At 63.9% G+C, this 18,767-nt stretch carries 16 protein-coding genes; 12 read left to right on the top strand and 4 right to left on the bottom strand.

Features of this window, described 5'->3' with window-relative positions:
* Nucleotides 1-15 precede the first annotated feature (15 nt).
* Nucleotides 16-789, bottom strand: a complete 774-nt coding sequence (locus HWX91_RS29745; protein WP_028196728.1) for a sugar phosphate isomerase/epimerase family protein — start codon at nucleotides 787-789, stop codon at nucleotides 16-18.
* A 159-nt stretch (nucleotides 790-948) separates the two neighbouring features.
* Complete coding sequence (locus HWX91_RS29750; protein ID WP_028196729.1) at nucleotides 949-1,869, bottom strand: LysR family transcriptional regulator; 921 nt, start codon at nucleotides 1,867-1,869, stop codon at nucleotides 949-951.
* A gap of 120 nt (nucleotides 1,870-1,989) precedes the next feature.
* Between HWX91_RS29750 and HWX91_RS29755 the strand changes: the two genes are divergently transcribed.
* The 8 genes from HWX91_RS29755 (at nucleotide 1,990) to HWX91_RS29790 (ending at nucleotide 9,634) form a co-directional block, all read left to right on the top strand.
* Complete coding sequence (locus HWX91_RS29755; protein ID WP_028196730.1) at nucleotides 1,990-3,084, top strand: YeiH family protein; 1,095 nt, start codon at nucleotides 1,990-1,992, stop codon at nucleotides 3,082-3,084.
* Nucleotides 3,085-3,228: 144 nt separating this feature from the next.
* Nucleotides 3,229-3,966, top strand: coding sequence for a glutathione S-transferase (locus HWX91_RS29760; RefSeq protein ID WP_028196731.1), 738 nt, complete (start codon nucleotides 3,229-3,231; stop codon nucleotides 3,964-3,966).
* Between the two features lie 112 nt (nucleotides 3,967-4,078).
* The gene (locus tag HWX91_RS29765; RefSeq protein ID WP_028196732.1) at nucleotides 4,079-5,812 is read left to right on the top strand and encodes a ClcB-like voltage-gated chloride channel protein; all 1,734 of its coding nucleotides are present in this window, start codon (nucleotides 4,079-4,081) and stop codon (nucleotides 5,810-5,812) included.
* Nucleotides 5,813-5,935: 123 nt separating this feature from the next.
* The gene (locus HWX91_RS29770; protein ID WP_028196733.1) at nucleotides 5,936-7,273 is read left to right on the top strand and encodes a C45 family autoproteolytic acyltransferase/hydrolase; all 1,338 of its coding nucleotides are present in this window, start codon (nucleotides 5,936-5,938) and stop codon (nucleotides 7,271-7,273) included.
* A gap of 374 nt (nucleotides 7,274-7,647) precedes the next feature.
* Nucleotides 7,648-7,896 carry a hypothetical protein gene (locus tag HWX91_RS29775; protein WP_028196734.1) on the top strand — a complete coding sequence of 83 codons (249 nt, stop codon included), beginning with the start codon at nucleotides 7,648-7,650 and terminating at the stop codon, nucleotides 7,894-7,896.
* A gap of 24 nt (nucleotides 7,897-7,920) precedes the next feature.
* The gene (locus HWX91_RS29780) at nucleotides 7,921-8,151 is read left to right on the top strand and encodes a DUF2795 domain-containing protein (RefSeq protein WP_028196735.1); all 231 of its coding nucleotides are present in this window, start codon (nucleotides 7,921-7,923) and stop codon (nucleotides 8,149-8,151) included.
* Between the two features lie 17 nt (nucleotides 8,152-8,168).
* Nucleotides 8,169-9,089 carry an AraC family transcriptional regulator gene (locus tag HWX91_RS29785; protein ID WP_081833061.1) on the top strand — a complete coding sequence of 307 codons (921 nt, stop codon included), beginning with the start codon at nucleotides 8,169-8,171 and terminating at the stop codon, nucleotides 9,087-9,089.
* A gap of 155 nt (nucleotides 9,090-9,244) precedes the next feature.
* Nucleotides 9,245-9,634, top strand: coding sequence for a cupin domain-containing protein (locus HWX91_RS29790; protein ID WP_028196737.1), 390 nt, complete (start codon nucleotides 9,245-9,247; stop codon nucleotides 9,632-9,634).
* Between the two features lie 60 nt (nucleotides 9,635-9,694).
* Here the strand turns inward: HWX91_RS29790 and HWX91_RS29795 are convergent, their stop codons facing one another.
* Nucleotides 9,695-10,744 carry a LysR family transcriptional regulator gene (locus HWX91_RS29795; protein ID WP_028196738.1) on the bottom strand — a complete coding sequence of 350 codons (1,050 nt, stop codon included), beginning with the start codon at nucleotides 10,742-10,744 and terminating at the stop codon, nucleotides 9,695-9,697.
* 255 nt (nucleotides 10,745-10,999) lie between these two features.
* Between HWX91_RS29795 and HWX91_RS29800 the strand changes: the two genes are divergently transcribed.
* Nucleotides 11,000-11,212, top strand: coding sequence for a hypothetical protein (locus HWX91_RS29800; RefSeq protein ID WP_028196739.1), 213 nt, complete (start codon nucleotides 11,000-11,002; stop codon nucleotides 11,210-11,212).
* 123 nt (nucleotides 11,213-11,335) lie between these two features.
* Here HWX91_RS29800 and HWX91_RS29805 read toward each other — a convergent pair whose 3' ends face one another.
* Nucleotides 11,336-11,953: a TetR/AcrR family transcriptional regulator gene (locus tag HWX91_RS29805; RefSeq protein ID WP_028196740.1), complete on the bottom strand. Its 618-nt coding sequence runs from the start codon at nucleotides 11,951-11,953 to the stop codon at nucleotides 11,336-11,338.
* A gap of 228 nt (nucleotides 11,954-12,181) precedes the next feature.
* Between HWX91_RS29805 and HWX91_RS29810 the strand changes: the two genes are divergently transcribed.
* The 3 genes from HWX91_RS29810 to HWX91_RS29820 are packed head-to-tail and all read left to right on the top strand — an operon-like array spanning nucleotide 12,182 to nucleotide 18,037.
* Nucleotides 12,182-13,399 carry an efflux RND transporter periplasmic adaptor subunit gene (locus tag HWX91_RS29810; RefSeq protein WP_028196741.1) on the top strand — a complete coding sequence of 406 codons (1,218 nt, stop codon included), beginning with the start codon at nucleotides 12,182-12,184 and terminating at the stop codon, nucleotides 13,397-13,399.
* Nucleotides 13,396-16,518 carry an efflux RND transporter permease subunit gene (locus tag HWX91_RS29815; protein ID WP_028196742.1) on the top strand — a complete coding sequence of 1,041 codons (3,123 nt, stop codon included), beginning with the start codon at nucleotides 13,396-13,398 and terminating at the stop codon, nucleotides 16,516-16,518. Before HWX91_RS29810 ends, HWX91_RS29815 begins: the two co-directional genes overlap by 4 nt.
* Nucleotides 16,519-16,522: 4 nt before the next feature.
* Nucleotides 16,523-18,037: an efflux transporter outer membrane subunit gene (locus HWX91_RS29820; protein WP_028196743.1), complete on the top strand. Its 1,515-nt coding sequence runs from the start codon at nucleotides 16,523-16,525 to the stop codon at nucleotides 18,035-18,037.
* Nucleotides 18,038-18,767 lie beyond the last annotated feature (730 nt).

Raw genomic sequence — 18,767 nt, forward strand, 5'->3', positions numbered from 1 at the left:
GGTCCTGCGCACCGCTTACGCGGCGGCCAGCCACGCGACATAGTGCGCAGCGTCCGCGTCGATACGGTTCGCATCGAACGGAAATTCAATGCCGCGCGGCACGTGGCGCGGCAGCTTGTCGAGCACCGCGGCGAACTGCGTGTCGCCGGCCGCAGGCGCGGCGGGAAAGCGCCGTGCGCCCTCACCCACCGCCGTCTTGCAATGGATGTATTCGACGTGGGCGGCCAGCGGGCCCGCGGCATCGAGCGGCGCGACATCGCGCCATGCCCAGTTACCGATGTCGAAGGTCATGCCAAAGCTCCCAGCGTGGCCTTCACGCGCGAGCGCGTCGAACAGGCCAATGAATTGCGCGAGCGAGCCGCCCTCGGCCAACTGACCGTTCTCGACGACGAGCCGCACATTCGCGCCGCGCAGATACCCGGCAATCTCCGCGCCATGAGCCTCCGAAGCGAAGCCACCGAGTTGCAGCTTCACGAAGCGCGCACCGAACGCCGTGGCTTCGTCGAGCGCGAGAAGCAGCGCGCCGGTGTCGAGCCGTCCATCTGACGTGTACAGCGACGCCGGGGTCGAATACACCGACCACAAACCAAGTCCGGTAATCGACTTGCCCAGCGCGCTCAATGCTTGCGGAGCAGCGTCGGCTTCGTTCGCGAACAGTTCGCGGCGCACTTCGAAGGCCGCCGCGCCCGCCTGTCTGCTCACTTCGGCCCACTTCAGATGACCGTCCTTACGGACCGCGTCCATCCCGAAGGCACTTGCGACAATCACCACGTCAACTGAATCAGTCATGTCGAATTTACTCAAATCTATGGCATATCAGCCTTCGATCGGCATTTGGAACCGGTTCCAAATACGTTTCGAAAAAAAGCGCCGAGGCGCTTGCGATGCCCGAATAGTGCGCCGGACGCGCCGTCATGCACCATAGTGGAAATCCCCAGGCCAGGTAGATCAGGCGCCGTCCGCGAGGCACAGCGCGAGGAACTGCTCAACCACGCGCGACGGGGCGCTCGCATGAGGCACAAGGATCGACAGGCGCCGCGTCAGCGGCTCGGGACCTAGCGAGAACCGGCACAACGCGCCGTCCTCATGCCGCATCGACATCGCCGAGACGAAACCGATGCCCATCCCCGCGCGCACGGCTTCCTTGACGCCCTCGACCCCGGCAATCTCCAGCGCCACGCGCATCGGCACGCCCGCTCGGGCAAAGGCGCGCTCGACGATCTGCCGCACGCCCGACCCGGCTTCGCGCAGCACCAGCGGATGAGGGCCGAATGCCGCCAGCTCCGCCCGCCCGCCGTCGATGCCCGCGCCGTCGGCCATACGAGAACCGATCGCCTGCGCCAGCGGATGCGTGCGCGGCATGATCGCGACGATCTCGTCTTCGCGCCACGCATGCACCGCGGTGTCCGGCGGCAAATCCTCGCCGACCGGCCCCTCGATCATCGCGATATCCACCGAACCGAGCGCGCTGACGATTTCGGTGGTGTTGCCGTCGGCGGTATGCAGCGTCACGTCGGGATAGCGGCGATGAAAGTCCGCGATCAGATAAGGCAGCAGGTAGCTCGCTGGCGTGGTGCTGGCGCCGATCCGCAAGGTGCCCTGCTCAAGGCCGCGCAGTGCGTCGCGATACGCATGCGCCTGCCGCCACGTATCGCGTAGCCGGGTCGCGTAGCTGGCGAGTTGCTCGCCGGCGGGCGTGAGACGCACGCCGCGCCCGTCGCGCAAGTAAAGCGGCTCGCCGAATTCGTCCTGTAGCTGTCGCAGTTGTCCGGACACGGCCGGCTGCGATAAATGCAGCGCCACAGCCGCCCGGCTGATATTGCGATGTTCCGCCACGGCGGCAAACGTTATAAGTTGATCCGGGGTCATGATCGTCAAAGTATCCGCACAACTGATACTTTACATTCTAAATCACGATTTTTCATATCGATATATCTAATTTAGGATTGCAGCTATCGAATCAGAACAGTCATAGGAAGGCATTACGCCATGTCCACCGCTCATCTCACCGCTGCTGCGACACCCGCCGGACCGTCCTCCACCCGCGGCCAGCTCAACGGCATTCTCTTCGTGGCCCTGTTTGCCGCCGCCGTCACCCGCATCGCGGCGATCCCGGCCATTGCCGGGCTGGGTTTGAGCCCGCTGATCGTCGGCATTGTGGCGGGCGCGATTTACGGCAACGCACTGCGCGACGGCATGCCTGAAAGCTGGGCGGCCGGGGTCAACTTCTCGGCGCGCAAACTCCTGCGCATCGCCGTGGCGTTTTTCGGCTTGCGCGTCAGCCTGCAGGAAATCGCTCAGGTCGGCTTGCCGGGCCTCGCTGAATCGGTGCTGGTCGTCGTCAGCACGTTGGCGATCGGCACGTGGGCCGGCATGAAGATCATGAAACTCGACCGCGACACGGCACTGCTCACGGCTGCGGGCAGCGCGATCTGCGGTGCGGCTGCCGTGCTCGCATTCGAGTCGACGCTGCAATCCAAGCCGCACAAGAGCGCGATGGCCGTGGGCAGCGTGGTGTTGTTCGGCACGCTCTCGATGTTCCTGTACCCGGTGCTATTCAAGGCGGGCTGGCTGCATCTCGACACGGTTGGCGCGGGCCTGTTCTTCGGCGGCACGATTCATGAAGTGGCGCAGGTGGTCGGCGCGGCCAGCAATGTGAGCCCGGAGGCAACCCATATCGCGACCATCGTCAAGATGACCCGCGTGATGCTGCTGGTGCCGGTTCTGCTGGTGATCGGCATGTGGGTGAACCGCCCGGCACGCCACGCGGCTGCCACCGGAACGGCTACAGACGGCAAGCAACACGCGCCGCGCAAGATGGCGATTCCCTGGTTCGCGCTCGGCTTCCTGGCCTTCGTCGTGATCAACTCGCTGCACGTGCTGCCCGAAAGCGCGACCGGCACACTGAACATGCTCGACACCTTCGCGCTCACCATGGCCATGACCGCGCTCGGTATCGAAACCCGCATTGCGCAGATCCGCCAGGCAGGCCCGCGCGCTTTGACCACCGGCTTGATCCTGTACGTGTGGTTGATTGCCGGCGGATTGGGTATTACATGGGCCGTCCAGCACCTGCTCGGCTAAACCGCCCTCGCCTCCTCGCCAACCCCGCCGCGTGCGGGGTTTTGTGCGTTCAGGCGAACCATCCGTCACGCATGCGCGGCATACTGGTTGCGGGCGCTGTCAGCGTATGCAACCCGTTCATGCAACTGGAATGAGGACTGATCGATGAGCCTGGAACTTTACTACTGGGACGGCCTGCAAGGCCGCGGAGAATTCGTGCGGCTGGCACTGGAAGAAGCCGGCGCGGACTATGTGGAAGTGGCGCGTGGCGAACCGTCGGACGGCCTCGGCACAAACGCGATGATGGCGATCATGAAGAGTAAGGACGAGCCCTATCCGCCGTTCGCGCCGCCGTTTCTGAAAGACGGCGATCTGGTGATCGCGCAGACCGCCAACATCCTGTTCTACCTTGGCCCGAGGCTCGGGCTCGCGCCGTCAGACGAGAGCTTGCGCTACGTCGCCAACGGCCTGCAACTGACGATCGCCGACATGGTGACCGAAGCGCACGACACGCATCATCCGCTCGCCAGCGCGTTGTATTACGAAGACCAGAAAGACGCCGCCAAAGTGCGCGCGCATGACTTCATCGACAACCGGATTCCGAAGTTCATGAAGTACTTCGAGCGCGTGCTGAAACAGAACCCGGCCGGCGACACGTTCATGGTGGGCGACGCGCTCACTTATGTGGACCTGTCGATGTTCCAACTGATCGACGGCCTGCTGTACGCGTTTCCGCGCGCGCTCAAGCGGTTCGGCGAACACTATCCGCGCCTCGCGGCGTTGCACGACGCCGTGATCGAGCGGCCGAACATCGCCGCTTATCTGCAGTCCGAACGGCGCATCGCGCATAACGAAGCCTGCATCTTCCGGCACTACCCGGAACTCGACAAGGCGGCGGCTTGAGCCACGCCACGCGCCGTCGCGAACCCGGCACATTGCGCCCGCTTCCGCCAGCGGGCGCAATGCTGTTACCGTACGCGCATTCCATCCACCCATCACACCCTTTCCCGCCGACGTGCTTTCATTCCTGCTGAAGCTGCGCACCCGCGCCCAGACCCTGTTCCGTCTGTCCGACGCCCATACGATGCTGGTCTGGTCGGTGGTGGTCGGCGTGGCGGGCGCGTTCGCGACGATTGCCTTTCGCGAGGGCATCGCGCTGCTGCAACTCGCGACGGTCGGCAAGTCGGGCAGTTTCGTCGAAATGGCGCGCAGCCTGCCATGGACAGTGCGCATATGGCTGCCCGCCGCAGGCGGCCTGATCGCCGGCTTCTTTCTGCTGGTCGCGCAACGTCACGTCGACAAATGCAATCACATCGACTACATGGAAGCCGTCGCGATCGGTGACGGCGTGGTGCCGGTCAAGCTGAGCTTCTGGCGCAGCGTGTCGTCGCTGTTCACGATTTCGAGCGGCGGCTCGATCGGCCGCGAAGGGCCGATGGTGCAACTGGCGGCGCTGGCCGCGTCGCTGATCGGCCGCTGGGTGCATTTCGATCCGCCACGCCTGCGCCTGCTCGTCGCCTGCGGCGCGGCGGCGGGGATTACCGCCGCGTACAGCGCGCCGATTGCCGGCGCGTTTTTCGTCACGGAAATCGTGCTCGGCTCGATCGTGATGGAAAGCTTCGGCCCGGTGGTGGTCTCGGCGGTGGTCGCCAATATCACCATGCGCGAGTTCACCAGCTACAAGCCGCCCTACGAAATGCCGGTGTTTCCGCCCGTGGCGGGCGCCGAAGTGCTGTTGTTCGTCGGGCTTGGGCTGCTGTGCGGAGCAGCCGCGCCACAGTTTCTGCGGCTGATGGACTTCTCGAAAGCCAACTTCCGCAAACTGCCCGTGCCGCTGCCCATCCGGCTGGCGTTGGGCGGCCTCGTCGTCGGCATTCTGTCCGTGTGGACGCCTGAGGTATGGGGCAACGGCTATAGCGTCGTCAATTCCATTCTGCACTCGCCGTGGACATGGTCCGCGCTCGTCCTCGTGCTGGTGTTCAAGATCGTCGCGACCTCGGCGACGGTGGGTTCGGGCGCGATCGGCGGGGTGTTCACGCCGACGCTGTTCGTCGGCGCGGTGGTCGGCTCGCTGTTCGGCCTCGGCATGCATGCGTTGTGGCCGCACAGTACTTCGGCGCCATTCGCTTACGCGATGGTCGGCATGGGTGCGTTTCTGGCCGGCGCCACGCAGGCGCCGCTGATGGCGATCCTGATGATCTTCGAAATGACGCTCAGCTATCAGGTGGTGCTGCCGCTGATGCTGTCATGCGTGGTCGCGTACTTCGTGTCGCGCGCGATCGGCAAAACGTCGATGTACGAAATCACGCTGCGCCGCAATCAGGAGGAACTGGAGCGCACGCGTCTGCGCGCGACCCAGATGCGCGAGCTGATCCGGCCCGCCGAAACCGTCGTGCCGCCGAACGCGAGCGTGCAAGACATGACGCGCGTGTTCCTCGAATATCCGGTGAAGTATCTGTATGTCGCCAACGAATCCGGCGCGTTTCTGGGCGTGGTCGCGCTCAAGGACATCACCTCCGATCTGCTCGACAAAAGCGACACCGCCGCGAAAACCGCCGCGGATTATCTGCAGCCGCATTTCGACGTGCTGACGCCGGATATGCCGCTCGGCGTCGCGTTGCAGCACTTCATGGCGTTCCAGGGGGAACGCTTGCCGGTGGTCGAAAGCACCGCGGATCCGAAGCTGGCGGGGGTGGTGTACAAGACCTCGCTGCTCGATGCGTACTTCCGTATGAATCCGACACGCTAGGCTGCGCGTCCGTGCAAAGCACAGCGGATTCTCTACAATGGGGAAACCGCTGCCGCGCTTTGCACGCAGTGCGCGTTACGCCAAGACGGGCGCCTGAACGCCCGCCCTTCGATCGGAGCGAAGATGAGCGAACCGTCCCTCGACGCCGTACGCCGTGATCAGTCCGGCTGGATTTTTCTGCATATCGAAGGCGAGCCGTACGATCGCGGTGAGCAGCACGGCCAGTTGCTCGCCACTGAAATCCAGAACGCGATCCGCACCGCCCGCTACCTGGCGAAATGGGACACCGGCGAAGATTTCGATACCTTCGTCGAGGCCGCCGTATCCCAGTTCGCCAACAAACTCGACACCGAATTCGCCGACGAAATCCAGGGCATCGCCGACGGCGCCAAATTGCCGTTCGCCGAAGTGCTGGCCTGGAACGGCTACATGGATCTGCTGCAAAGCTGGTGGCCGAGCCACGCGGCGGCCCAGCAGCCGCAACTCGGCGTGAAGCCGTGGCGCGGACGCCGCGGCCATCATTGCAGCGCGTTCATCGCCACCGGCAATGCCACCCGCGACGGGCGCATCGTCATGGCGCATAACTCGTGGGACCGCTACGCCGCGGGCGACGCATTCAATGTGGTGTTCGACATCGTGCCGGATCGCGGCAACCGCATCCTGATGCAGGGCTTGCCGGGCTGCATCTCCAGCCTCACCGATTTCTGGGTCACCCAAGCCGGCCTGATGGTCACTGAAACCACCATCTCCAACTTCGTCGGCTACAACGCGGCCGGCGCGCCGGAGTTCTACCGCTCGCGGCGCGCGTCGCAATATGCCAACGACATCGGCGAATGGTGCGAGATGTTCGCGGTCGCCAATAACGGCGGCTATGCGAATAGTTGGCTGCTCGGCGACACCAAGACCGGCGAGATCGCGCGCTACGAACTGGGACTGCACTATTCCGGTTTCGAGAGCACGAAAAACGGCTTCTATAGCGGCTACAACACCGCGACCGATCTGAAGATCCGTAACCAGGAATGCATCGGCGAAGGCGAAGACTATACGGACGTACGCAAGAACGGCGCGCGCCGCCTGCGCTTCATGCAGCTCGAAGAAATGCATCACGGCAAGATCGACGCCGAACTCGCGAAAGAGATGATCGCCGATCACCACGACGTCTATCTCGATCGCAACGACAACCCCTGCTCGCGCACCATCTGCGGGCATCTGGAACTGGACGACGCGCGCTTCGGCGGCACCGACCACGGGCCGTTCAATCCGTGGGGCGCCAACGACGGCAAAGTGGTCGACAGCGACATGGCGCGTGCAATGGCCTTCACCGCGCGCTGGGGACATCCGTGCGGGCGGCCGTTCGACGCCCAGGCGTTCATGAAGCGCCATCCGCAGTGGAACTGGCTCAACGGTTACATGCGCGACCGGCCGTCGTGGCCGTGGACCCGCTTCGAGGTGCTGCGCTAGACGGGGCGCGCTTGTTGGCTGGCGGCCGCTTGCCGCCTGCGTGTTGCCTGCGTGTTGCCTGCGTGTTGCCTGTTTTTGACTTGCTTGTGACCTGACTGCGACCTACGTGCCGCCCGCTTGCGATTTATTGCAGCGCAACATTGGCGCGGAACGGTCGTTCGCGACGACGCTGCCTTTTTCCTGCCATCATGTGAAATCTACAATTCGGTTTTGTCTATTTTGCGCGCGCGCCGCAGCCGTTTGCCATCTAAGATGGTAGGTGCATGCCGCTCGCATGATGCAGAGCCACGTATGGGTTGTGCCCTCCTTTCGACGCGGGGACGGCACGGCGCGTGCTTCACCGTTAGCGCCGCATGAGCTTAGGAGGTCGGGCGATGAAAACCTCGACGCTGTTGACCATGGTGACGCTGTCAGCTTCGTGCTTCGCCGCGCCGGTTCACACCGCGCCCGACGGCACGTCCGCCAATACCCTTGCCGAACGCGCCGACGCCGCACCCGTCGCGCCGCCGGCGCCGGATGTTGCTGACGACAATCGTCCGCAACAATGGCAATTCATCGCGCTGCCCAAGTCGCGGCATCTCGAGCGCAGCTTCTCGGGCCAGAACGAACATTTGCAAACCTGAAAACAGCCCCTTGGGAGCATCTGCATGACCGCATCGGCTATTCCGGACGAATCGATTGATCTGCAGATCGCCGACGTTCTGCGCGAAGTCCGTTTCCCGACTTACAAGGACGCGCTGGTCGACGCCGCGCGCGAAGCCGGCGCGAGCAATGAAGTGCTGTCGATGCTCGACGGTTTGCCGGAGCAGGATTATGCCGACGTGGCGTCGGTGACGCGCCTGATCGGCGGCAACTTTGGGCCGGGCCTGGGAGCATGAGCGGACGGCCGATCGCAATGCCTGGTTCGCCAGACTCACCTGATTCGCCTGATTTGGCCGGATGGCTTGCGTCCGCTCCGGGTAACCCAAAGTCCGACCCGCAGTCCACCCCAAAACCCTCCGCCGACTGGATCTATCGCTCGCCGCATTCGGGCGACACGAACGGCATCGAGCGAATCGAAGCCTTCTTCCATCACGCCGGTTATGCGATGCACCGGCACGATACCTATGCGATAGGCCGCACGCTCGCGGGCGTGCAGAGCTTTCACTACCGCGGCAGCACGTGCAACAGTCTGCCGGGCGGCACGATGGTGCTGCATCCCGATGAGCCGCACGACGGCCAGGCAGGCACCGGCGACGGTTTTCATTACCGGATGATCTACGTCGACCCGGCGCTGTTCCAGCAGGCGCTCGGCGGCAAACCTCTGCCGTTCGTCAAAGGCGGCTTGTCGCGGGACCCGCGTCTCTTTGCTGCGACCGAGAGCCTGCTGCGCGCCATGGATTGCGCTATCGATTCGCTCGAACAGGACGATGCGCTCTACGATCTCGCGATCGCGCTCGATGCCGTGGCCGGTGCGGCGCCCACGCGCCGGCCGGTGGATTACCGCGCGGCGGAGCGGGCGCGCGAGTATATGCTCGGCTCGCTCGACAGCGCAGTGACGCTCGACGAACTGGCGGCTGCTGCTGGCCGTGACCGCTGGAGTTTGTCGCGGGATTTTCGTGCGCTGTTTGGCACGAGCCCGCACCGTTATCTGAGCATGCGCCGCCTCGATCTCGTGCGCCGTCTGGCGGTTCAGGGCGTACCGCTGGCCGCTGCAGCGGCGGCGGCCGGCTTTACCGACCAGAGCCATATGACCCGGCACTTCAAGCGCGCATGGGGCGTGGCGCCGGCACATTGGCTCAGGATGCTGGGACCTTCGGCGCGCGCAACGCGTTAAGACGGCGTTCGGGCCACATTGAGGCGTAGGGTGTTCGGCGGCGGCGCGGTGCCGCTCCTTCCGCGCCGCAACCGCGCGCACAAACGTACAAGACCCGATAGCGCCGCCCGCCCTACGCTCCTGTCTGACACCTACCGTTCAGGAGGAACACCTCGATGTCCAGTCATCCAACGATTCAATCGCCTCACCGCGCCATCAATTTTGCTGAAAAGCTGCAGCTCATCGACGACCAATGGCAACCGCGCGTCGTCGCGGAAATGAACGACTACCAGTTCAAGCTGGTGCGCATCGAAGGCGACTTTATCTGGCACGAGCATGCCGACACCGACGAAACGTTTATCGTGGTCGAAGGACAGTTGCGCATCGACATGCGCGATGGATCCGTGCTGCTCTCGGCAGGAGAAATGTTCGTGGTGCCCAAAGGCACCGAGCACAAACCGTACGCCGAGCGCGAGGTCAAGCTGCTGCTGATCGAGCCACGCGGCGTGAAGAACACCGGTGAGGAAAGCAACGAACGCACGGCGGCGAACGACGTGTGGATCTAGCCAGACAGGCGCCCCCCGCCGCGAGTAGGCGTGCTTCAGGCGCCCCGTGCCGCTCGCGCGTCAAAGCGATGACGCCGCCGCGATTCCCCCGCGCGAAGTCGGGCGCTTCGGCCGGGCCGTATCGCCTGGCAGGGCCGACACCGGCAGGTCATCGGCATAGACCGGCGCGCTGCTCACGACACGCCGCGGCAGCGCGGCGCGCGGATCACGTGTGTGCTCGTCGGTCTGCTGGAAATGCGCGACCAGGTGGTCGATAAACGTGCGCACTTTAGCCGGCAAATGAAGGCGACTGGGGTACGCAATCGTGATTTCGATTTGCGGCAGCCGGTAATCGCCGAGCAACGGCACCAGACGCCCCGACGCCAGATCCCGGCCAATCAGATAGCTCGGCAAAATCGCCACGCCCATGCCCAGCAGCGCGAACTGCCGCAGCATCTCGGTGTTGTTCGCAGCAATCGCGTTGGTGGGCCTGACCCGCACCTCGCCTTGCGGCCCGGTGAAGACCTTCTCGTCACCGCCCTGCTCGGCAGGCCGGCTCAGACAAGGGTGTGTCAACAGATCCTCCGGGTGCACCGGTGTGCCGTGCTGCTCGAGATAAGCGGGCGTCGCGCAGACCGTCATGTAACCTGTCGTCAGACGCCGTGTGACGATGCTCGCGCTGCGCATCTGCCGCGCCACCATGATCCCGACATCGAAGCCCTCGTCCACCAGATCGACGTTGCGATCCGCCAGCGTCACGTCGGGCACCACATCCGGATAACGCTGCGCGTACGACTGCACCACCGGCGCGAGGCTATGCAGCCCGAACACCACCGGCGCGACAATGCGCAAGGTTCCGACCGGTTCGTGATTGCGCGCCACCACCATCTGCTCGACGCCTTCGAGGTCGTCGAGAATGGGGCGCACACGCTCCAGATAGGTCCTGCCGGACTCGGTCAGCGAGAGACGGCGCGTCGTGCGATTGAGCAGCCGCGTGCCGAGACGCGCTTCCAGATCCGCGACATGGCGCGTGACGACGGCGGTGGAAAGATCCAGCGCGCCAGCCGCGCCGACGAAACTGCCGAGGTCAGCGACCTTGACGAATACGCGCATCGACTGCAATTGATTCATGAGACGACTCCTGCCTCGGTAGAGCGGGGCCGGCGCAATGCTGGCGCCTGTGTCGACCCGCACGACAAGGCGCGCGCGGATTTGCCCAACGATTCGATTGTATCGATCGGAGCATGTCCCAACCCTGACCCGAAGATGACAATTCGGTCAGGTTTCCGAGGCGCTCGCGACACTATGGCGAGGCTTATTGTGGAGATAAGCTAGGTATAAACCCTTAGATGCTGGTAACATAGCGGCCGAAAGGAATTTATCGCTATGCCACATCGTTTTCAGCTTCTCGAAAAAATCGCGTTTTCACTGGTTTGCTGGTCGGCAGCGGCTTGTTCGGCGTTCATCGCCTACGAGCGGTGCCCGCAGATCCAGGTCGTCCTGCACGTCGGTGAAGAAGTCCTGCGCTACAGCGGGCAGTATTCGTTCGTCTGCGCCACGCCGGTTGCGGACGCCTGCGCGCAGTTGCCGGCGAGCTGATTCGCCGATACTTCGGATACTTCTGGTCTGGCATTCGTCGGACTAATCAGGTGTCGACCCAGCGCCGATTGACCGTCGATCAGGCGCCGATCAAACGCTGATTAAGCGACGCTTAAGCGTCACTTAAGCGTCGCGCCCAAACACCACGCGCGCGAAAAATCCCGCCAGCACCGTTTCGGCCACCTCCGCCGACACATTCTGCGGATCGACCGTGTAGAAGAACTGCACGCCGTCGCACAATCCCATCAGGCCCATCGCCAGCGTCTCCGCCGGCAGCGGTAGCGGCGTGCCGACTCGCGCCGAGAATTCGCGAATGTACGCGCTCAACTGTTCGAGTTTCTCGTGCATGAACGCGTTAAAACGTATCCGGAAGCGGCCGTCGCGCACGGCGAGCAGCTTCGCCTCCACCCACATCAGGAAGCACTTGTTCTCGCGATGCAGGCTGCTGTAGTAGCGCAACACGCGCGCTTCCATCTCCTCGCGCGAGGCCGCCTCCTCAAAGATGGCATGCAAACCCGCCTGCATGACCTCGTGGTCGCGCCGCAGTAGTTCGAGGAACAACTCGTTCTTGCTGCGGAAGTTCGAATAGAACGCACCGCGTGTATAACCCGCCGCCCCGGCGATGTCTTCGACACTCGCCGCGACAAAGCCTTTCTTCATAAAAATCGCCTGCCCAGCGTCGAGCAGACGCTGGCGCGTCTGGTCTTTGCTCTGCTCGCGTGTAAGTCGTTGCCGTTTCATGGTCGCAAGTCTAGCACCGAAAAGAATTCCAATTCACCTCAACATTCAAATACAGGTGTGTATTAGAATGCACTCATCCATTCGAAGTCAGATGCGTATGCCAGTTGCATGATTCACATGCTCCGGGCCGCGCGTCTTCGCTGGCGGGCCGCTGCGGCTTGCCGTGTTCGTTCGCTGTCTCCAGTTGGGGTAATTGTGAAGCGTCCCGGTCTTCCCGCATCGCCTGCGATGCGCCAGCAGTTCCATCGGCCTGCCCGTCCCGCGCGTTTGCGCCGCGCGGCACTCGCGCTCGCGCTCGCCGGTATCGTCACGCTCGCCGCGTGCTCGAAGAAAGAGGCAGCCGCGCCTGTGCCCCGCCCCGTGGTCGCCGTCGCGGTACATACGGACGGCAGCGCGATGGCTGCCGCCTCGCTGCCCGGCGAAGTGCAGGCGCGCTACTCCACCCCGCTGTCGTTTCGCGTCGGCGGCAAAATCATCGAGCGGCGCGTTCGTTTGGGCGACGTGGTCAAGAACGGGCAAATCCTCGCCCGGCTCGATCCCGCGGATGCGCAGAAGAATGCCGCCAGCGCGCAAGCCCAACTGGAAGCCGCTCAACACAGCCTTGTGTATGCAAGGCAGCAACTCGATCGCGACCAGGCCCAGGCGAAAGAAAACCTGATTGCGCCCGCCCAGCTTGAGCAGACCACCAATGCCTACGCGTCTGCCGCCGCACAGCGCGACCAGGCCGCGCAACAGGCGGCGTTGTCGAAAGATCAGTTGCAGTACACCACGCTCATTGCCGATCACGCCGGCGTGATCACCGCCGAACAGGCCGACACCGGGCAGAACGTGTCCGCGGGCCAGGCCGTCTACAACCTCGCATGGAGCGGCGACATCGACGTGGTCTGCGACGTGCCGGAAAGCGCGCTAGCCGCGCTCTCGATCGGGCAAACCGCGAAGATCACGCTGGCCGCGCTGCCGGGCCGCAGCTTTACCGCGCGCGTGCGCGAACTGTCGCCCGCCGCCGATCCGCAAAGCCGGACCTACCGCGCCAAGCTCACGCTCGAGAATCCCGGCCCGGACGTGCGCCTCGGCATGACCGCCGACGTCGCGCTCGCTGCGCCTTCGTCTTCGCAGGCAGCCGCAACCCCGAGCACTTCCTTTACCGTCGCTGCCACCGCACTGTTCCACGACGGCACGCAGCCCGCCGTGTGGGTCGTGCGTCCCGCGGCTAACGCATCGGGTGACGGTACGTCAGGCGTCGGTACGCCGGGCGCCGCCACGTCAGGCGTCGGTACGCTGGAACTGCGCCGCGTGACGGTCACCCGCTATAACGAACGCACCATCGTGATCGGCCAGGGCCTCAAGGAAGGCGAACGGGTCGTCCTGCAAGGCGTGCATACCGTGACCGCCGGCGAAAAAGTCCACGTGATTCCGCCATTGCATCCCGAGGACTTCGCTTCATGAGCACCCCGCATGAAGAAGGACGCTTCAACCTGTCCGCATGGGCGCTGCGCCACCAGGCGCTAGTTGTCTTCCTGATCGCGCTCGCGACCGCCTTCGGCGTTCTCGCCTATACCCGTCTCGCCCAATCCGAAGACCCGCCCTTCACGTTCCGCGTGATGGTGATCCGCACCTTCTGGCCCGGCGCGACCGCGCGCCAGGTCCAGGAACAGGTCACCGACCGCATCGGCCGCAAACTGCAGGAAACGCCCGCCATCGATTTCGTGCGCAGTTACTCGCGCCCCGGCGAATCGCTGATGTTTTTCTCGATGAAAGACTCGGCACCGGTCAAGGACGTGCCCGAAACCTGGTATCAGGTGCGCAAGAAAGTCGGCGATATCGCGGCGACCCTGCCGCCCGGTATTCAGGGTCCGTTTTTCAACGACGAATTCGGCGACGTCTACACCAACATCTATACCCTCGAAGGCGACGGCTTTTCCGCCGCGCAACTGCACGATTACGCCGACCAGTTGCGCACGGTGCTGCTGCGCGTGCCGGGTGTCGGCAAAGTCGACTACTTCGGCGATCCGGATCAGCACATCTACATCGAGATCACCAACACGCAACTCACGCGCCTCGGCATCTCGCCGCAGCAACTGGGTCAGGCGATCAATTCGCAAAACAGCATCTCGCCGGCGGGCACGCTGACCACCACCGACGACCGCGTGTTCGTGCGTCCCAGCGGCCAGTTCAAGGACGTCAATGCGCTCGCCGACACGCTGATCCGCATCAACAACCGCTCGTTCCGTCTCGGCGACATCGCGACCATCAAGCGCGGTTACGACGATCCGGTCGCCACGCAAATGCGCTCGGGCGGCAAGGCGGTGCTCGGCATCGGCATCACGATGCAGCCGGGCGGCGACGTGATCCGTCTGGGCAAAGCGCTCGACCAGCAGATGGGCAATCTGCGCGGCTACCTGCCCGCCGGCTTGCATCTGGTCGAAGTGTCGAGCATGCCGAACGCGGTCGCCCGTTCCGTCGACGATTTTCTCGAAGCCGTCGCCGAGGCGATTGCGATCGTGCTGGTGGTCAGCCTGCTGTCGTTGGGCGTGCGCACCGGCATGGTGGTCGTGATCTCGATACCGGTCGTGCTGGCCGTCACGGCGCTGTGCATGTATCTGTTCGACATCGGGCTGCACAAGGTGTCGCTGGGCACGCTGGTGCTTGCTTTGGGGCTATTGGTGGACGACGCGATCATCGCGGTCGAGATGATGTCGGTGAAACTCGAGCAAGGCTGGACCCGCACGCGCGCCGCCGCGTTTGCTTACACCAGCACCGCCTTTCCGATGCTGACCGGGACGCTCGTGACTGTGTCCGGTTTCCTGCCGATCGCGTTGGCGAAGTCGAGCACCGGTGAATACACCCGTTCGATTTTCGAGGTGTCGGCGATCGCGCTGATCGCATCGTGGCTCGCGGCCGTGGTGCTGATTCCGCTGCTCGGCTATCACATGCTGCCGGAACGCAAGCGCCAGGCACACGAAGCGGAGGACCACGAGCACGACATCTACGACACGCGTTTCTATACGCGGCTGCGTGGCTGGATCGGCTGGTGCATCGAGCGGCGCTTCGTCGTGCTGGCCATTACCGTCATGCTGTTCGTTCTGGCAATGGCAGGCTTCACGCTGGTGCCGCAGCAGTTCTTCCCGAGCTCGGACCGTCCCGAGTTGCTGGTGGACGTCCGCTTGCCGGAAGGCGCGTCTTTCCAAGCAACGTTGCGCCAGGCGGAGCGTCTGGAGAAAACCCTGGTGGGCCGTCCGGAAATCGATCATACGGTGGACTTCGTCGGCACCGGCGCGCCGCGTTTCTATCTGCCGCTCGACCAGCAATTGCCGCAACCGAATTTCGCGCAGTTCGTGATCACGGCGAAATCCGTGAAGGATCGCGAGAAGCTCGCGCAATGGCTCGAACCGGAATTGCGCAACAATTTTCCGGCAATCCGCACCCGCCTGTCGCGCCTCGAGAACGGGCCGCCGGTCGGCTATCCGGTGCAATTCCGCGTGAGCGGCGACGATATCGCCACGGTACGCTCGATCGCCGAACGCGTTGCCGCAACCCTGCGCGCCGACGCGGGCACCCGCAACGTCCAGTTCGACTGGGACGAGCCTGCCGAGCGCTCGGTGCGCTTCGAGGTCGATCAGAAGAAGGCCCGTGAGCTCGGCGTGAGCTCGGAAGACATCTCGAGCTTCCTCGCCATGACGCTCTCCGGCTACACCGTTACGCAGTATCGCGAGCGCGACAAGCTGATCAGCGTCGATCTGCGCGCGCCCAAAGCGGAACGCGTCGACCCGTCGAAGCTCGTCACGCTGGCCATGCCGACGCCCAACGGCCCCGTGCCGCTCGGCACACTCGGTCATCTGCGCAACGACCTCGAATACGGGGTGATCTGGGAACGCGACCGGCAACCCACCATCACCGTGCAGTCCGACGTCGCTCCGGGCGCGCAAGGGATCGACGTCACCCACGCGGTCGACAAGGCACTCGGCCCGATTCGCGCCACGCTGCCGGTCGGCTACCGGATTGAAATCGGCGGCTCGGTCGAGGAAAGCGGCAAGGGGCAAACATCGATCAATGCGCAGATGCCGATCATGATCATCGCCGTGCTGACGCTCCTGATGATCCAGTTGCAAAGTTTCGCGCGTGTGTTGATGGTCGTGCTGACCGCACCGCTCGGTCTGATCGGCGTGGTCGCTACGCTGCTGCTGTTCGGTCAGCCATTCGGCTTCGTCGCGATGCTCGGGGTGATCGCGATGTTCGGCATCATCATGCGCAACTCGGTGATTCTGGTCGATCAGATCGAGCAGGATATTGCAGCGGGACACAAGCGCTTCGACGCGATCGTCGGCGCGACCGTGCGACGCTTCCGGCCGATTACGCTCACCGCGGCAGCCGCCGTGCTCGCGCTGATTCCGCTGTTGCGCTCCAACTTCTTCGGCCCGATGGCCACTGCGCTGATGGGCGGCATTACGAGCGCGACCATCCTTACGCTGTTCTATCTGCCGGCCCTGTACGCCATGTCGTTCAGGGTGCGCAGCGACGAGCGCGAGCCGCCGGCGCCCTCTGGCGCGACGCATACGGGGAACTGAGATCATGGCTAACTTCGCACTTCCTCGACACTTGCGCCTCACGCTTCTGAGCGGCGCCGCGCTGGCCCTCGCCGCCTGCTCATTCGGGCCGAACGGCGAGCCGCCCGCAATGCCGCAGCCGGCCCACTACGGCGCCGAAGCGCAGCCGACGCAAACCGTGCCCGCCCAGGGCATCACCCAGCAATTCGTGGTCGGCGCGAAACCTGTGCCCGAATGGTGGAAGCTGTATCAATCGGAGGGGCTAAACGCCCTGGTCGACGAAGGCTTGCGTAACAGCCCGACGCTTGCCGCGACCGACAAGAGCCTCGCCGCCGCGCGTGAGCAACTGCGCGCGCAGATCGGCAGTTCGATGCTGCCGACCATCGACGCAGGCGGCCAGGCCACTCGCAATCGCGCGCTGGCGATTCCCGAAGTCGGTCCGAACACGTTCCTCTACAACGTCTTCGTCGGTCAACTGCAGGCGCACTACACGTTCGACCTGTTCGGCGCGGCGCGTCTTGCCGATGCCGCGCTCGCGGCGCGCGTGAATGTGCAGGCCTATCAGTTCGACGCCGCGCGCCGCGCGCTGGCCGCCAACATTGTGACGGCGGCGATCACGAGTGCGGCGTTGCGTGCGCAGATCGACACGACCGAGCGGCTCGTGACGCTCGCCAACGATCAGGCGCGCGACACGCAACGGCGCTACGCATTGGGCGCGGTCTCGCACGCCGATCAGTTGAGCGCGCAACAAAGCGCGGCGAGCCTGTCGGCAAGCTTGCCGGGTTTGAAGCAGCAATGGCTGACGACACGCCATGCTCTCGCGGTGCTGCTCGGCCGCACGCCGGACGCGGCGCCGGCCGACCTTGACCTTGCACAACTGCACGTGCCCGAACAGGTACCGGTCGTGGTGCCCTCCGAGTTGCTGCGCAGCCGGCCGGACATTCAGGCTGCGGACGCCGCCCTGAAGGCTGCCGCGGCCGACGTCGGGGTCGCGACGGCGCAGATGTTCCCCAGTCTTTCGCTGAGTGCATCGATGGGACAAGGCGGCTTTAGCTGGCCGGTGGCCTTATCCGGCGCGGGGGCGATCTGGAGCATTGGCGCGTCATTGTCGCAACCGCTGTTTCATGGGGGCGCCCTATTCGCCCAGCGCCGCGCGGCGATCGACACGTACGACGCCACGGTCTCGCAATATAAGCAGACCGTACTGAGCGCCTTCCAGAACGTGGCCGACACGCTTGCAGCGCTACAGCACGACACGCAGGCCCTCGACGCGGCGAACATTGCCGCGCGCTCCGCGCAAGGAATTTTCGACGAAACATCCGGACGTTACCGGCTGGGAGCGTTGCCGATCGCCTCGACGCGTTCGAGCGAACAGCAATTCCGCAACGCGCAGCTTGATGAGATCCGCTACACCAGCGCGCGGCTGACGGACACGGCGGCTTTGTTCCAGGCGATGGGCAATCCGCCGGTCGAATCAACTCCCTCTGCCGCGGCATCTGTCCCGGCGGTTCCTGCAACGAACGCGGGTGTTTCCAATTAAACCTGGGATTCCGTACTGACGCTAGCGGACTTATCCCCAGTTTATGTTGATGAGGCTGTTGAAAACTTTCTGACAAGCGGGCTAACACCTTGAGCGCGCGGGGTTTTCCGATTGCGGTGCGGAATGAACCAGGGGCTGCGAAATAAGCCATTTGCTAGCGACGAAGGCCGTTGGAAGGCCTCAACATGCTGCAACGTTATCCCCAATTTATGTTGACAGGGCTGTTGATAACTATGGGGCTACCCGCTTAAGTGCTTGATGCAAATCGGTTTGTCGCCCAAGGCGCGACCAGATGCAGGGCTGATCGGTCACCCGTCTCACACGGAGGGGCTTTTTGTGGGGCAAGGCCTTATCCACAGATTTTGTTGAAAGGCTTGTTGATAACGCCTGGACATCCGGGATAAGTGCTTGAGTGCGCAACGAAATCAGGCGCAGACATTCCGGAATCCGTGGAGAGCGGAGATTGGTTTTGAACAAGCGCATCGGCGCGCGCAGCGCCGCCGGAGGTATGACTGCCTTGTCACCAAGGCGGAGTGCGCGAGGACACAGATTCCAGATGCACCACTACCGTGGCTGCGCGGGGGACCCGCTTATGAGCTGGCGGTGTAAAGCCGCTTTCTTTTGCCTACTTTTCTTTGCGGCAGGCCCCCCATGTCAGGCTAGTTGTCGCCTCACCCGAACCGATTGATGTAAAGATGGGGGGCGGACAGCGAATGGAAGATGAAACGTT

This window comes from Paraburkholderia fungorum (assembly GCF_902833645.1).
Lineage (GTDB): Bacteria > Pseudomonadota > Gammaproteobacteria > Burkholderiales > Burkholderiaceae > Paraburkholderia > Paraburkholderia fungorum.